General features: G+C 39.7%; 13 protein-coding genes and 1 pseudogene. 9 read left to right on the forward strand and 5 right to left on the reverse strand.

The genetic code is table 11. The annotated features are described in order from the left end of the window. Window positions 1–225: 225 nt before the first annotated feature. From dtd to typA, 3 genes are all read right to left on the reverse strand, one after another. Entirely contained in the window at window positions 226–660 is a 435-nt protein-coding gene (dtd, locus tag ACU5DF_RS18275) for a D-aminoacyl-tRNA deacylase (RefSeq protein WP_446713798.1), read from the reverse strand. Beyond that, the gene (locus ACU5DF_RS18280) at window positions 632–1,564 is read right to left on the reverse strand and encodes a virulence factor BrkB family protein (RefSeq protein ID WP_446713799.1); all 933 of its coding nucleotides are present in this window, start codon (window positions 1,562–1,564) and stop codon (window positions 632–634) included. Before ACU5DF_RS18280 ends, dtd begins: the two co-directional genes overlap by 29 nt. Window positions 1,565–1,700: 136 nt before the next feature. Continuing rightward, window positions 1,701–3,530, reverse strand: a complete 1,830-nt coding sequence (gene typA / locus ACU5DF_RS18285; RefSeq protein WP_446713800.1) for a translational GTPase TypA — start codon at window positions 3,528–3,530, stop codon at window positions 1,701–1,703. Window positions 3,531–4,088: 558 nt separating this feature from the next. Here typA and glnA point away from each other — a divergent pair. The 4 genes and pseudogenes from glnA to glnG all read left to right on the forward strand — a co-directional run bounded on the left by glnA (window position 4,089) and on the right by glnG (window position 8,840). Further along, window positions 4,089–5,499 (forward strand): annotated as a pseudogene (gene glnA, locus ACU5DF_RS18290) (glutamate--ammonia ligase). 209 nt (window positions 5,500–5,708) lie between these two features. Then, window positions 5,709–6,245, forward strand: coding sequence for a DUF4124 domain-containing protein (locus tag ACU5DF_RS18295; protein ID WP_446713801.1), 537 nt, complete (start codon window positions 5,709–5,711; stop codon window positions 6,243–6,245). A gap of 79 nt (window positions 6,246–6,324) precedes the next feature. Beyond that, window positions 6,325–7,380: a nitrogen regulation protein NR(II) gene (gene glnL, locus ACU5DF_RS18300; RefSeq protein ID WP_446714273.1), complete on the forward strand. Its 1,056-nt coding sequence runs from the start codon at window positions 6,325–6,327 to the stop codon at window positions 7,378–7,380. A 56-nt stretch (window positions 7,381–7,436) separates the two neighbouring features. Next, complete coding sequence (gene glnG, locus ACU5DF_RS18305) at window positions 7,437–8,840, forward strand: nitrogen regulation protein NR(I) (protein WP_446713802.1); 1,404 nt, start codon at window positions 7,437–7,439, stop codon at window positions 8,838–8,840. A gap of 229 nt (window positions 8,841–9,069) precedes the next feature. Here the strand turns inward: glnG and ACU5DF_RS18310 are convergent, their stop codons facing one another. Beyond that, a complete protein-coding gene (locus ACU5DF_RS18310; protein ID WP_446711344.1) occupies window positions 9,070–10,191 on the reverse strand; it encodes an ISAs1 family transposase in 1,122 nt (373 codons plus the stop codon). Between the two features lie 83 nt (window positions 10,192–10,274). Here ACU5DF_RS18310 and gepA point away from each other — a divergent pair, with 83 nt between their 5' ends. Then, on the forward strand, window positions 10,275–12,794 hold the full coding sequence (gene gepA / locus ACU5DF_RS18315) for a phosphodiesterase GepA (protein WP_446713803.1): 2,520 nt from the start codon (window positions 10,275–10,277) through the stop codon (window positions 12,792–12,794). A 132-nt stretch (window positions 12,795–12,926) separates the two neighbouring features. Further along, window positions 12,927–13,928 carry an adenosine deaminase gene (add, locus tag ACU5DF_RS18320; RefSeq protein WP_446713804.1) on the forward strand — a complete coding sequence of 334 codons (1,002 nt, stop codon included), beginning with the start codon at window positions 12,927–12,929 and terminating at the stop codon, window positions 13,926–13,928. Between the two features lie 124 nt (window positions 13,929–14,052). On the opposite strand, the gene ACU5DF_RS18325 is transcribed toward add, so the two are convergent. After that, entirely contained in the window at window positions 14,053–14,688 is a 636-nt protein-coding gene (locus ACU5DF_RS18325) for a bifunctional 4-hydroxy-2-oxoglutarate aldolase/2-dehydro-3-deoxy-phosphogluconate aldolase (protein WP_446713805.1), read from the reverse strand. A gap of 146 nt (window positions 14,689–14,834) precedes the next feature. On the opposite strand from ACU5DF_RS18325, the gene ACU5DF_RS18330 reads away from it, so the two are divergent. Genes ACU5DF_RS18330 through ACU5DF_RS18340 form a run of 3 tightly spaced genes read left to right on the forward strand, consistent with a single transcriptional unit; the run spans window position 14,835 to window position 16,475 of the window. Then, window positions 14,835–15,536 (forward strand): COG3650 family protein, encoded by a 702-nt coding sequence (locus tag ACU5DF_RS18330; protein WP_446713806.1) that lies wholly within the window; start codon window positions 14,835–14,837, stop codon window positions 15,534–15,536. Next, window positions 15,445–15,858: a COG3650 family protein gene (locus tag ACU5DF_RS18335; protein WP_446713807.1), complete on the forward strand. Its 414-nt coding sequence runs from the start codon at window positions 15,445–15,447 to the stop codon at window positions 15,856–15,858. Before ACU5DF_RS18330 ends, ACU5DF_RS18335 begins: the two co-directional genes overlap by 92 nt. Continuing rightward, the gene (locus tag ACU5DF_RS18340) at window positions 15,858–16,475 is read left to right on the forward strand and encodes a tRNA-uridine aminocarboxypropyltransferase (RefSeq protein WP_446713808.1); all 618 of its coding nucleotides are present in this window, start codon (window positions 15,858–15,860) and stop codon (window positions 16,473–16,475) included. Before ACU5DF_RS18335 ends, ACU5DF_RS18340 begins: the two co-directional genes overlap by 1 nt. Window positions 16,476–16,485: the final 10 nt, after the last annotated feature.

The raw sequence follows: 16,485 nt of genomic DNA on the forward strand, positions 1-16,485 counted from the left end.
GAGAGTTCAGGCGTCAGGAAGAGCAAAAGCAATCACTCTGCAAGCAAAGCAAACTAAATTCTGTTCTTTCGTTTTTGCTCTTATAGAAGCGAAGCGATCTAGTTAGTAAAACGTATAGTTTCTAGTTCTTCTCCTGAAACCTAAAAAACTAACCACATCAACACACTCGCTCTTATAGTCTCTAGTCAGCGAAGCGTATAGCCTCGCTTTTCATCATCCCTACTCTTAAACCTGCAACCAAAACGTCACAGGCCCATCATTCACTAACGACACCTTCATGTCCGCCGCAAAACGGCCTCTTTGTGTATTTATTTGCCCTTCACATAAATCTGAAAAGTAATCATACAAGCGCTCAGCTTCTGCTGGATGCGCGCCTTTAGAGAAGCCTGGACGAGTACCCTTCTTTGTATCTGCTGGTAACGTAAATTGCGAAACTACCAACACACTACCATTCACTTGTTGCACATTTAAGTTCATCTTACCGCCATCGTCTTCAAAAATTCGATACGTTAAAACTCGTTCCATTAAGCGTTTTGCTTTGGCTTCATCATCTTCTCTCTCTACACCAAGTAAAATTAATAACCCTTGATTAATCTCACCGGTGATCTCACCGTCAACTTTTACTGCGGCTTCACTTACTCTCTGGATCAGTGCTATCACTTTTAATAAATCCTTGCTGCTCTGTTAATACGTCAATGTCTGATTCAAGTATATCTATGCTCATATCTCCTGCTAACCATCCATCAAACTCGCCTAAGCTGGCGGTAATCTCTGCACCTAGAAGCACAATAATCCAGCATAAATAAACCCACACGAATAAGATAGGTACCGCGGCAAGCGCTCCATAAATGACTTGGTAAGACGGGAATTGCGTAATGTAGTGAGCAAAACCGACTTTACTCACTTCAAATAAACAGCCCGCTGACATCGCCCCAATCAAGGCATGACTCACGCGTACTTTTTTATTGGGGACTAATAAATACAATCCAACAAATGCAGAGAATGACAATATGATAGGCAACCAACCTAATAAAGTCCGATAAAAACTAGAGACAATTTCATCATCCATGATTTTTAAAGACGTTAGGTAAGATGTAGTTGCAATACTCGCCCCTACCAACAAAGGTCCTAACGTAATTATCATCCAATAGAGAGAAAAAGAATATATGGTGCGACGCCCTTGCTTTACTCGCCAAATATAATTGAGGTTCTTATCTATGGAAGATATCAACATGACTGCTGCCACAAATAAAAATCCAGAACCAACCGCTGTCATCTTACCCGTGTTTGCTATGAATTCATTTAAGCTGGATTCAACAGCATCACTAGCAGCAGGAACAAAATTTTGAATCACAAATGCTTGGACTGTCTCTCCTGCTCCTGAAAAAATAGGAAATTGAGAAAGCACTGAAAGTAATACGGTAATCAAAGGCACTAATGATAGCAACGTAATGTAAGCCATATAACCAGCACTAACAGTCAGCCTGTCATGAATAATCCGTTGCTTTAAAAATAAAAAGTATGACCAGCTAATCCTTAGCTTGTGTTTTATTTTTTCTTCCATTTATCCACTCTTTAAAAATATCTATCTGCTGTTAATCATAACAGATAAAAAAAATCCCTTTGTAGTTGCCTACAAAGGGATTTAAATTTTTTATCTGATTTGCGATTTAACTGCGTTAAATCAACACTTCATCTAATTACTTAGGAGCACGACCTGCACGCTTACGATCGTTCTCTGTAAGTAGTTTCTTACGGATACGAATGCTTACTGGTGTCACTTCTACTAGCTCATCAACGTCGATGAATTCAAGAGCTTGCTCAAGAGTCAAATCGATGAAAGGAGAAAGCGTTTGCGCTTCATCAGTACCAGAAGAACGAACGTTAGTAAGTTGCTTACCACGGATACAGTTAACTGTAAGGTCATTTGCACGGTTATGAATACCGATGATTTGACCTTCGTATACTTCTGTAGCGTGACCTAAGAATAAACGGCCACGATCTTGTAGGAAGAATAGTGAATAAGTAACAGCTTTACCAGCTTGGTTACAAATTAGTACACCATTTTTACGTTGACCAATTGTGCCGCCTTTGTGAGGACCGTAGTGATCAAATGCGTGGTAGATAAGACCAGAACCAGAAGTCATTGTCATGAATTCAGTTTGGAAACCGATAAGACCACGTGAAGGCATCATAAAGTCCATACGAACACGGCCTTTACCATCTGGTGCCATATCAGTTAATTCGCCTTTACGAACACCGATACTTTCCATTACCGCGCCTTGGTTCTCTTCAACTACATCGATTGTTACCGTTTCAAACGGTTCCATTAGTTGACCATCTACCATACGTTCGATAACTTCAGGACGAGATACTGCTAGCTCGAAACCTTCACGACGCATGTTTTCAATTAAGATACCTAGGTGAAGTTCACCACGACCAGATACTTTAAATTTATCCGGATCACCAGTTTCTTCAACTTTAAGTGCAACGTTGTGTACTAGTTCTTTTTGTAAACGCTCAAGGATGTTACGTGAAGTAACGAATTTACCTTCTTTACCACAGAATGGTGAGTTGTTTACTTGGAAAGTCATTGTCACTGTTGGTTCATCAACAGTTAGTGGCGGCAATGCTTCAACATTGTTTTGCGCACAAACAGTATCAGAAATTTTAAGCTCGCCTAAACCACTGATTGCAACAATGTTACCCGCTTCAGCAACTTCAACATCATGACGCTCAAGACCTAAGTAACCTAGTACTTGACCAATTTTGCCTTTACGTTCTTTACCGTCAGCACCGATAATTGTAACCGCTTGGTTAACTTTAACGCTACCACGTGTAATACGACCAACACCGATAACACCAACATATGCGTTGTGATCAAGTTGAGAAATTTGCATTTGGAAGTCACCTTCACGATCTGCAACTGGTGCATCAACACCGTCAACGATCGCTTGGAATAAAGATTCCATGTTTTCAGTTTCTTCTTCTGATTCAGCGTTAGCCCAACCATTTAGTGCAGAAGCGTAAACAACTTTAAAGTCTAGTTGTTCATCAGTTGCGCCTAGGTTATCGAATAAATCAAATACTTGATCCATAACCCACTCAGGACGTGCGCCTGGACGGTCAACCTTGTTGATTACAACGATTGGTTTAAGACCGTGTGCGAATGCTTTTTGCGTTACGAAACGCGTTTGAGGCATTGGACCGTCAACAGCATCTACGATAAGTAGAACTGAATCAACCATAGACATAATACGCTCAACTTCACCACCGAAATCGGCGTGTCCAGGAGTATCTACGATGTTGATGTTGTAATCGTTCCAAGTAATTGCTGTGTTTTTAGCAAGGATCGTGATACCACGTTCTTTTTCGATATCGTTCGAGTCCATGACGCGCTCTTCAGCTTCACCACGAGATTCAAGCGTACCTGATTGCTGGAGTAATTTATCAACCAAAGTTGTTTTACCGTGGTCAACGTGCGCAATAATTGCGATATTTCTTAGTTTATCAAGTTGTGGAGTAGACATGGATTCAAATTCACTCAGAACGTGTAGAGCCACCATTGGCGCTACTTTGGTTTAAAAACGGTCAATAATTTAACAGATTTTAGAGCAAAACCCACGAAATATGTGATTGAAGACACAATTATTTTTGATTTTTTTTAATTTAGTCCACAAAAGCGACGTAAAAACAACCAAACTAGTAAAAAATTGAACCGTTATTCTTTCTACTTTATTTTTTTGGCTAAAAAACAAAAGAATAAATTTATCAATATCTTATAAGTTATGTCTTTATTATTAAATGAATTTCATGTTGAAATTTTATTGACAAACTTTCCATTTCACTGCTGAATAGCAGTTAGAAGTAATTAATGGCGATTTATTTTTTATCTGCTCTACCTTGCCTTTGTGCACCAAAATAGTGCAAAGAGAGATCAAGTTGGTGCAAAATCACTAGCCACAGATAAAAATAAAGAAGTAAGCTGTTAATATTAAAGGATTATTACTTTTGGCATAGTTCTAGCTATATAGTAAATAACAGCTTAGCTGGCCAATATTAAATTATAACACCGGAGGTTATCCTACATGTCAGTAGAAAACGTATTAGCTCTAATCCAAGAGAACGAAGTAAAATTTATTGATTTACGCTTTACCGATACAAAAGGTAAAGAACAACATATCTCAATTCCTTCTCACCAAGTTGACGCCGACTTTTTTGAAGAAGGTAAAATGTTTGATGGTTCTTCAGTCGCTGGCTGGAAAGGCATTAACGAATCTGACATGGTAATGATGCCAGATGCAGCAAGTGCTGTACTTGACCCATTCACAGCTGACCCAACCCTAAACATTCGTTGTGACATTCTTGAGCCTGCAACATTGCAAGGTTACGATCGTGACCCACGCTCAATCGCAAAACGTTCTGAAGAGTACCTACGTGCAACGGGTATTGCTGATACTGTTTTGATCGGTCCTGAACCAGAGTTCTTCCTATTTGATGATGTTCGCTTTAACACTGATATGTCAGGTTCTTTCTTTAAGATTGATGATATCGAAGCTGCATGGAACTCAGGCACTGAATACGAAGGCGGCAACAAAGGTCACCGTCCTGGCGTTAAAGGCGGTTACTTCCCAGTAGCTCCTGTTGATTCATCTCAAGATATCCGTTCTGCTATGTGTTTAATCATGGAAGAAATGGGTCTTGTAGTTGAAGCGCATCACCACGAAGTAGCAACTGCGGGTCAAAATGAGATCGCAACTCGCTTCAATACGCTAACAACAAAAGCTGATGAGACTCAAATCTATAAGTATGTTGTTCATAACGTAGCTCACGCTTACGGTAAAACAGCGACTTTCATGCCAAAACCATTGGTTGGCGATAACGGTTCAGGCATGCACGTTCACATGTCACTGAATAAAGATGGTCAGAATTTATTTGCTGGCGATAAGTACGGCGGCCTATCTGAAATGGCTATCTACTACATCGGTGGCATTCATCAAACACGCTCGTGCAATCAACGCATTTGCTAACCCATCAACTAACTCATACAAACGTCTTGTTCCTGGTTTTGAAGCACCTGTTATGCTGGCATACTCTGCGCGTAACCGTTCTGCTTCTATCCGTATCCCTGTGGTACCAAGCCCGAAAGCACGTCGTATCGAAGTTCGTTTTGGTGACCCAGCGGCTAACCCATACTTATGTTACTCAGCAATGCTGATGGCTGGCCTTGACGGTATTAAGAACAAAATTCACCCAGGTGAAGCAATGGATAAAGATCTGTATGACCTTCCAGCGGAAGAAGCAGCAGAAATCCCAACAGTTGCGGAATCTCTAGATATCGCCCTAAAAGCACTTGATGAAGATCGCGAGTTCTTAACCGCTGGTGGTGTATTCTCTAGTGACTTTATTGATTCTTATATCGCTCTTAAAGCTCAAGATGTTGAAGCTATCAACACTGCTGTTCACCCACTTGAGTTTGAAATGTACTACTCAGTATAATTTCATATCTCCCTACTAGTACTCATTATTAGCTGAGTGCTAGTAAGATATTATTTTTTAGGCTCGCTTCACAGGCGAGCCTTTTTTATATTGGCAAAAAGTCATTTACAAGCAACACTCTCTTCTGTTTTCTTTCCTTTATGTTTTCAATTAGATTTCATTTCTGCGGTATCGTTATGAGATCATAAAATCAAATCTATGGTAGCGCTATGCCTTATAAATTATTGATACCTCTTATTTTACTTTCAGCATCAAGCCTTGCAAATACCGTTTACACTTGGGAAGACAGTGATGGAACAAGGCACTTCAGTGATTCAGCACCTCCAAGTCATATTTCATCAAAGGCTCTTTCATTAGAATCTGAATCGATAGAAGAGATCCCTGTAAATAAACCAAGCAGCGCGAAAAAATCAAATACCAAGAAGAAGACAAAGGCATCAAGTGAAGCAAAAAAAACCAAGCTGGAGGTGACAATAAGTAATTTAGTGCAAGAGGAAACAATCCGTAGTTCTCGTGGCCACATAATGGTTCTAACTGAGTTAACTCGAAAACTTGCCATAGATGAAAAATTACAACTTATGCTCGACGGATCTCCTTATGGTTTACCTCAAACAACGACTGAATGGAAACTTACAAATATAGATAGAGGTACTCACCTTATTACCGTTGTCGCGAAAAAAGACGGCAAGAGAATTGCATCATCTCCTATTATTACCATATATCTACATCGACCTTCTTCGAATTAAAGGAATTATCATAGTTCCCATCTAAAAAGCAGGGTATGATGCACCATTATGGTGCAGTTGATATTTTGCTATAAGGATGATGGCATTGACGATGGATTTTTCAACACAGTTACTTGAACACCAAGTTACTGCGATAGTACTACTGGATGACTTGCGTCAGATTCATTACGCAAATCCTGCTGCTGAGCAACTATTTTCTCAAAGTGCTCAACGCATGGCTCAACACTCCTTTGATACTCTATTCCACCACTCACACTTTGACCTCTCTACGCTAATGCTGCCACTCAATACAGGACAAAGTGTCACTGATAGTGATGTTCGTATTATGATAGAGAGTCGCTCTCTCTATGTAGAAGTTACCTCTAGCCCTATTGTCATCGACAAGACACTCTATTTACTAATAGAAATTCGTCAAATAGAGCAGCAGCGTCGCTTATCACAAGAGATCAATCAACATGCTCAACAACAAGCAGCAAAAGTATTGGTTCGTAGTCTCGCTCATGAAATTAAAAATCCTCTTGGGGGCTTACGCGGTGCAGCGCAACTACTAGAGCGTATGCTGTCAAACCCTGATCTTCATGAATATACTCAGATTATTATTGAGCAAGCGGATCGATTACGTAACCTAGTAGACCGCCTACTCGGTCCACAAAAGTTGGGGCAAAAAAAGCCTGAAAATTTGCACGCGATAATTGAAAAAGTTCGTCAATTAATTGAGTTAAATCCTAGCTATCACATAAAGATACAACGTGATTACGACCCTAGTTTGCCTGATTTTAATATGGACGCAGAACAGATAGAGCAATCGATTTTGAATATCGTAAGTAATGCCGCTGAAGTTTTAAAAGATCAACCTGACGGAATTATAACTCTACGAACTCGTACTGATTACCAAACCAATATCTATGGTCAACGCCATCGACTCGCCGCTAAAATAGAAATTATCGATAATGGGCCTGGTATTCCAAGTCATATCCAAGATACTTTATTTTACCCCATGGTCAGCGCACGCGAGGGAGGTACTGGTCTGGGGCTCTCAATTTCACAAAACTTGATAGACCAACACAACGGTAAGATTGATGTCACCAGCTGGCCAGGAAAAACAGTATTTACGGTTTACCTTCCACTTAAATAATAAAAATAATCACCACAATAAATACGCTTTATAAGTGGATTACGGAGTAATATTTTATGAGTAAAGGATTTATTTGGGTTGTTGATGATGACAGCTCTATTCGCTGGGTATTAGAAAAAACACTAACCAGTACCAATATGATGTGTGAAAGCTTTGGTGATGCTGAAAGTGTGATTCAAGCATTAGAGCGTAATGTGCCAGATGTAATTATATCGGACATTCGTATGCCAGGGATGGATGGTTTATCACTATTGAATCATGTCCAAGAAAACTACCCAGAATTACCCGTGATCATCATGACGGCACATTCCGATTTAGACGCTGCAGTCAGTGCGTATCAAAAAGGGGCATTTGAATATTTACCAAAACCCTTTGATATTGATGAAGCTCTCACATTAGTTGAACGCGCTCTCGCTCATAGCCAAGAGCAAAAAAAACAAAGTAACACCAAACCAACAAAAGAGCATCATGTTCCCGAAATCATTGGTGAAGCACCTGCTATGCAAGAGGTATTTCGCGCCATTGGTCGCTTGTCTCGCTCATCGATCTCAGTACTTATTAATGGTGAATCAGGAACCGGTAAAGAATTGGTTGCTCACGCACTGCATCGCCACAGTCCACGAGCAAACAATGAGTTCATAGCCCTGAATATGGCTGCGATCCCTAAAGATTTAATTGAATCCGAGCTGTTTGGTCATGAAAAAGGGGCATTTACGGGAGCAAATTCCGTCCGTAAAGGTCGATTTGAACAAGCCAATGGCGGAACCTTATTTCTAGATGAAATCGGTGATATGCCACTAGATATTCAAACCCGCTTGCTCCGTGTTTTAGCTGATGGGCAATTTTATCGCGTTGGGGGTCACTCGCCTGTTCAAGTTGATGTACGAATTATTGCGGCAACTCATCAAAACCTCGAACAACTGGTGGATAATGGTCGATTTCGTGAAGATCTATTTCATCGTCTAAATGTAATTCGAGTCCATATTCCAGCCCTTCGAGAGCGCCAAGAAGACATTGCCAAACTAGCCGAACATTTCTTGCATTTAGCGTCAAAAGATTTGGGGGTTGAATGTAAAGCACTCAGTAAAGAAGCGAGTAAAACACTAAGCCTGTGCGAATGGCCCGGCAATGTAAGACAACTCGAAAATACCTGCCGCTGGCTAACGGTAATGGCCAGTAGTCAAGAAGTTCTGCCTGCTGATCTCCCTCCAGAGCTGTTTTCCTCAGCGAGTACATCAATTCAACGTAATGATGACGATTGGCAAACCCAATTCAGTCACTGGGTTGAAGCACAATTGAGCCAAGGAGAAGCCAATATATTGAATAAAGTAATTCCAAATGTAGAACGCATTTTATTAGAAAAAGCACTGCATCATACCCACGGCCATAAACAGGACGCAGCAAAATTACTAGGCTGGGGCCGTAATACACTAACTCGTAAGTTAAAGGAATTAGAATAGGCTATTTACTACACCAACGTTTACTTAAAGCTTTTAACTTGATTGCCGATAAGTATTGGAAGATATAAATACATAAAATGGAAATAATTACAGCTAAGCACAAATAATCGTCTATAATCCCAAACAGAACGATATAGTATAAATAGAGCTTTATGAATAATACGCCCACTAAAACACAGTTTTCTTTAAGAACCGCAGTGATATTGCCCCAGGGCAACCGCATGAGTGGTTAAATTTTAACCTCTGAGAAAAAACCTGCCGTTAAAACAGATTCAAGCATTGAAGTATTCATCATGCATCGCTTTTGTTTACCCACGATACTCAGTTTTGTGGGCTCAGCTCTGAGCATGTTCAAGCTCATGTGTCGTAAGCAGGAAAGGTTTTCGGCACCATTATCTTTGAATATAGAGCAAGCATCTTCATTCATGCTGACATCGAGTACCCAGTGCATTGATTCGATCCCCCAATGCTCTCTGACCGCCACTGCTGCTTGCTCTGCACTTAATTCTTTTGAGCTAATGTAATAACGATATTCTAGACTGGGCTGTTTTCCTTTAATGGCACGAAAGCTTTCAATCATGATGATACTTTTTAAGCCTTTCCAACGAGAAAAGTTACCTTCTAGAGCTGTACTTGGTAATACATAACTTTGACGTGATTCAATACGGCCATGACCTTGCTCAAGGTTAATGAGTTTGTTTACTGTAGAGCGTTGATTTGAAAATGCTTTTTCAACAGATTTGCGTAGCGAGCCTTGATTGTTTTTTACTGCTAATAAGTAGTCTGCGCCCTTATCTATTATGACTTTGGCTATTGCCGTTTGGCATGCCATGGCATCAATAGTCACTAATGCGCCTTTAATATCAAGCATCTTAATAAGCTCTGGAATAGCTGTTATTTCATTACTTTTTTGCTCTGTTTTTAACTGCCCTAAAACCAATTTGTTTGAAGAGGCGTAAGCACTCACCATATGGATAGTACTTGAGCGGTCGTCTCGATCATAAGAGCCACGAAGTGTCTTGCCATCAATAGCAACGACTTGGCCTTGAGTTAAAGAATGCACTGAAGACATCCAAGAGACGAAGCATTGATGAAATTGCTCTGGTTCAATATTTGAAACAATCCTAGCAATCGTATCATCGACAGGAATGTCATTTAAAAACATACCATTACGTTCAAACCAAGCGTGATGACCAAGAATGTATTCTCTAATATCAAACCAGCCTTTTGCTCCTGCAATAACAGCACACATTGAGCCGAATAGAACTTCAAAAAGGCAATAGGTTACTTTTGCACCTTGTCTTTGGTCTGTTATTTCATGAAAGTGTTCTTTAAAATGGTCAATGTGCATCGAATTCTCCTCGTTAAAGGAGGTATATGATCACAGGTAAATCTGATCGTCAAATCGATCGTTTAATTGATTAAAAAACATTCGTGATCTTGCCCTGGATATTGCCCTTTATTACTGTTTTGCTGTTAACACTAAGCGTAGTTTTCTACACCCAAAATAATAGCTATGAGAAACTGGTTGATGATGTCAGCGGTAAAATATTAACGTCATATACTCAAAACACTCACGCTGATCTTAATTTTTTCCTAGAAGAGCCCTTGGTTGCCGTAAAAAATATGGTTGACCAAATTCAGCGTTACCAAATGTATCAACCTAATAATACAAAAGAAATACAAGCCTACCTAGAGCATAGCTTTTCTGGTTTATACCAAAATTTAAAACAGATGGATGTTCTCTCATTTGGTGGGGAGCAAAAAGAGTACATTGGCTTTCGTCGAGAGAGTAATAGTGGACTCTCTCTTATGGTGCAAGATAAAAGAACTGGCGATGATTTAATTATTTATCGCGGCAATAAAATATCCGATGACATACGCTCTATCATAAGAGATTATGATCCTCGCCAACGTCCTTGGTACACTCCTGCGGCAGATACCCTTCAACCTTCTTGGTCTAAAATTTACACCAATGCAGATGAACGAAAAGACATTACCATGTCTACAATACATCCTGTTTTTTATGATACTGATTTTATCGGTGTGTTTGCTGCAGATATTAAATTAGATTCTTTCAATCAATTTTTACATCAAGAAACAAAACAAACCAAAGGAGCAATCTATCTAATCGACAATCAGGAACGTCTGATAGCTCACTCCAATGTTGGAAGCATTATTTCCCTCGGAACCCCAAGAACCGCTGTAGGATCTCGCTTATTCGCAACAGAAAGCTCAGATATTGCGATTCAAAAAAGTGCTGAATACATCAATAAAAACCAGCTAAGTAAAACAAACAAAATCGAAACCTTTTGCTTTTCATACAATGAAGAGCGTTATTTTAGTCAAGTTACCCCTTATCGCGGTAGTAATGGTTTAGATTGGTATATTGTCATCACAATTTCTGAAAGTGATTTACTAGGACAACTTAAGCAAGAGCAGCGTAAAGGGCTATTTTTTGGTGTATTACTTTCCCTCTCTGGATTAGTAGTAGGGATTTACTTTATTACACAAGTGACAAAACCTATTTTTACGACAGCAAATGCAGCCCGAAATATTGCAAGTGGTAACTGGGGAAGTAACGTTGAAGACAATGGCAGTATTTACGAAACTACATTGTTGATTAACGCGTTTAATGATATGACCAAAAAGCTACAATCAACTTTTGATATCATGCGAAAACAAATTACCTTAGACCCTCTGACTCAAGCATTAAGTCGACAAGGCCTTATTGAAGAAAGTCGCATCATGGTTAAAGATCAAGCAGATAAAGAGCAAGGAGTATTATTGGTCGGTATTAATAATTTCCGAGACATTAATGATAGTCAAGGGATCTTAAAAGGCGATCAATTACTTCAACGAATTACAGAACGATTACAGTCTAGCTTTAACCATCCCAATATTGCCATTGCACGCGTTGGCGGCGATGAGTTTACGATTTTCTTCTCTGAATTAGACGAGATTGAGCAACTAAAACAACACGCTGTTGATGTCCAAGCCTGCTTTATGACCCCTTTTCACATCACGTCAAACCCGACTTTTATTTCAATATCTATCGGTTTGGTTTACGGTGATTTAAGCTGTGATTCAATGACCATGTGGTTAAGAAATGCAAGCATTGCTCTTGGCCAAGCGAAAAAGAATAGCTTACAACACTCTCTGTATACTCCAGAAATGGCCGAAGCTTCACGACATAAAGCTCATATTACGGCAGAGCTTTCATCGGCAATTAAGAACAAGGAAATGGTGCCATTTTATCAACCGATTATTGATGTAAAAACTGGCAATATTATTGGTGCAGAAGCTCTTGTTCGCTGGATAAATCCACAGCGTGGGATGGTCTCACCTTTAGATTTTATTCCTCTTGCTGAAGAAAATGGCATGATCATCCCTATTGGGGCACAAATCCTTACTCAAGCATGTGTAGATACCGTTAGTCGCATTAATAGCGGCCTATGGTCTAAAGATTTTCACATGCATGTGAATCTATCTGTTTGCCAATTAACACAAGATAACTTTTTACAAGAATTAGAATCGATTCTTGAAGAAACACACATGCCCGCAAATAATTTAACGTTAGAGCTAACAGAATCACGCTTAGTAAATCACGATAACTGCACACTTAACACGATGCAAAAAATTCGAGATTTAGGCATCCAAATAGCAATTGATGATTTTGGCACAGGCTACTCTTCATTAGCTTATATTCATAAATTACCTTTTGATGTACTTAAAGTAGATCGATCTTTCATTAAAGATCTCACTGCTGATAACATCAATTCTTCTATTGCTGCTGCGGTTTATAATATGACAAGAGGTTTTGACATCACTCTTGTAGCTGAAGGGATTGAAACTCAAGAACAAGCCGAACTCTTAGCTGGATTAAAGTATGATCACGCTCAAGGATTTCTTTACAGTAGGCCTCTTCCACTAAGTGAATGGCCAACAGAATAAGTAAACATTGTAACGCAATCGCTAAAATTGCGCGGTTTTCACCTGTTTTATTACTGACATAACTACTACTACTCTCTATACTCATTTGTAATATTTATGCGCATTCAGTCTTCTTTGTAGGAATCGTTCACTATGATAACTAAAACACTCCCTCTTACGGATCTTCACCGTCACCTTGATGGCAATATTCGTATTGAAACTATTCTAGACTTAGGCCAAAAGTTTGGCCTTGAGTTACCTGCTTACGATCTTGAGGCTCTACGCCCACATGTTCAAATCGTTGAAGCAGAACCGAGTCTAGTTGCCTTCCTATCAAAATTAGATTGGGGTGTTGCGGTTCTTGGTGATCTTGATGCGTGTCGTCGTGTTGCCTATGAAAATGTACAAGATGCAATGAATGCACAAATTGACTATGCAGAATTACGTTTCTCTCCATACTACATGGCGATGAAACACAACTTACCTATTGCAGGCGTTGTTGAGGCAATCGTTGATGGTGTTGAGGCTGGTAGTAAAGACTTCGGTGTAAAAACTAATCTTATCGGTATTATGAGCCGTACTTTTGGTCAAGATGCTTGTCAGCAAGAACTTGATGGCCTTCTAACCCAAAAGAATAAATTAGTTGCAATCGATTTAGCCGGTGATGAACTGGGTCAGCCTGGTGATCGCTTTGTTACTCACTTCAAACAAGTTCGTGACGCTGGTCTTCGTGTAACGGTACACGCTGGGGAAGCTGCTGGTGCAGAAAGTATGTGGCAAGCAATCAATGAGCTTGGTGCAGTACGTATCGGTCACGGTGTTAAAGCCATTGAAGACCCTAAATTGATGGAATTCTTAGCGAAGAACAATATCGGCATTGAGTCTTGCTTAACATCAAATATCCAAACAAGTACGGTTGCTTCGTTTGAATCTCACCCTATCAAAACCTTCCTTGCTCACGGTGTTAAGGTTTGTCTGAATACGGATGATCCTGCTGTTGAAGGGATTGAACTTCCTTATGAATATGAAGTGGCGGCACCGAAGGTTGGCCTAACTCAAGAGCAGCTTCGCCAAATTCAAATTAATGGTTTGGATCTGGCTTTCTTGTCTGATGCAGAGAAGCAAGCATTGCGTGAAATAGCAGCTAAGCGCTAAAACTAGAAACTAGAAACTAGAAACTAGAAACTAGAACGCTTCGCTTCTATAAGGGCAAAAGCAATATTCTTTTGCTCTTATAGTATCTAGTTAGCGAAGCGTATAGCTTCTAGTCTCTCAATTCTTACTTAATCAACTCAACCGCTTCTTTCGCAAGTCTTGTCACTTCAGCCCAATCTTTCGCGACAATCGCCTCTTTAGGTAACATCCAAGAACCACCTACCGTAGCAACACACTCTAACGCCGTATAGTCATTAACATTCTGTGGGTTAATGCCACCTGTTGGGCAAAACTGAACTTGTGGCAATGGTGCAGCCATCGCTTTCAATACTGATGGACCACCAAAAGCACTGGCAGGAAAAAACTTAAGATGAGTATAACCTAACTCAATCGCACGGATTACTTCTGATGGCGTAGCAACACCTGGAATCAGTGGAATATCTGCTGTTTTTGCATGCGCTAATAAACTTGGTGTAAACCCTGGAGAGATAACAAATTTAGCTCCAGCTTCTACTGCCTGATCATATTGTTGAGCACTGATCACTGTTCCTGCCCCAACAAGAGCCTGTGGCATCGCTTTACGAATAGCCGTAATCGCCTCTAAAGCAACAGCGGTTCGTAGTGTCACTTCAAATACATGAATGCCACCAGCAGCTAAAGCTTGAGCCATTGGTACTGCATCTTCTAATTGTTCAATAACCATAACAGGAACAACGGGTGATGCGCTAAATACGTCTGAAGGCGAAAGGTTCCAACTCATATTCTTCTTAGCTCTCTTTGCTTATTAAAATAACCCTACTATTTTACGCTAATTTATTGCCAATAGCTCTGATAAAGGTGAATTCCAATTTATTTTTACTGTCCTATGGCATACTAACTTTTACGTAAATAATGCAGGAAAATAGAATGAAAAGGTCATTACTGGCAGTAACTACATTGTTATTTTTTTCGGGATGTAGTCAACAATCATCAAATACAGCAAGCAATAATTCATCTGAAGATAACCAGAATCAATCAACAACGCCTCATACTTTTACACTGCGTGGTACCGTTGTTATAGGTCATGAATCTCAAAGTATTCAACCTTGTAACAGTGAGCAACAATATTGGATAAACTTAAAGCCGGAACAATGGAAAGTCAGTAATGAGATTCAGTCATCTCCTTACCAACCGATGTATGGAGAGTTAATTGGTCATTTTGAAGCGCCACCAAAAGGCGGTTTCGCTAATGATTACCCAGCACGCTTTGTTGTCTCTCAAATCAACACATTAGTAGCAGGTGAAGGCCCTTCTTGTCGACAACCGATTAAGCCAACTAAAGCGTTTGGCAATGAACCATTTTGGACAATACAAGTAATTAATAATGAGCTCGTTTTCTCTGAAATGGGAAAATCAAAACAAGCTCAATCAATTGTAGGTCGTTCTTTTAAAGTAGATAAACGTCATTATCAAACTGATGATTTTTCACTAACCATGACAAAAGCCATCTGCAAAGACAGTATGGTTGAATCTATCTATGGTTGGCGTTCAGAAGTCGATATTAAAGGAAAAAAATATCAAGGCTGCTGCGACATTATCAGCTCAAGACTCTACATTAAGTTGGGCTAATTACTACCAAGGTACGAGTACTATTGGAGGTTCTGGACTTCGTATTGGTTTAACCCTAAACCCAGATCACTCAGCGATAACGACATATGATTATAATACCAATGAACCTCAATTGGTTGAGACTGGGGTCTGGCAAGCAACAAACACTAATGGTGTACATGTGTTAATGAGTCGTCATCAGCGTCAATATATGATCTCAGAACGTACTTTTTCAAAACAAGGTAACCAAATCACCACTGAAAAAGAAATTGTCAATGGTGTTACGTTTCCGATCCAAGCAGGACTAACACTGTATTCAACAACAGATTCGAGTAAACAATAATGAAAACAGTGGACTCTTGCTTCACCTGTGGGTTTACCCATAACTGTATCTGTGACCACCAACCCACCTTACATTCTCAGGTTGAATTTGCACTGCTATATCATGAAAATGAACTCAATAAACTGACCAATACAGGTAAACTCTTATTAAATAGTTTACCTAACTCTCAACATTATGTATGGCAGCGAAAAGAACAGCCAGAGGCATTAATAAATAAAATTATCCAAGAAGATACAGAGACTTGGTTATTGTTTCCAAGTAACTCTCCGACCTTGAGTTCAGAGTATGAGGTACATAGAGATTCAAGTAAAAAGCAGCTATTTATTCTGTTAGATGCTACTTGGCAAGAAGCAAAGAAGATGGTGAATAAAAGCCCTTGGCTAAAAGCTCTTCCTTGTTTAGAAATTCAAGCTTCCACCGACTCTTGCTACCATTTACGACGTAATCAAAGTCAAGGAAACCTATGTACTTGTGAAGCAGGAATTGAAGTATTAGAAATGGTTAAAGAACCTGAAAATGCTCAGGCTCTTTCTTATTATTATGACCAATTTTTAACTGTTTTTCAGGCTGAGCGCAGCGGGCACTCTTATGTAAAAAATAAATATGTGAAAAAATAACGAGATCGAT

The sequence above is a fragment of the Aliivibrio wodanis genome, assembly GCF_052920805.1.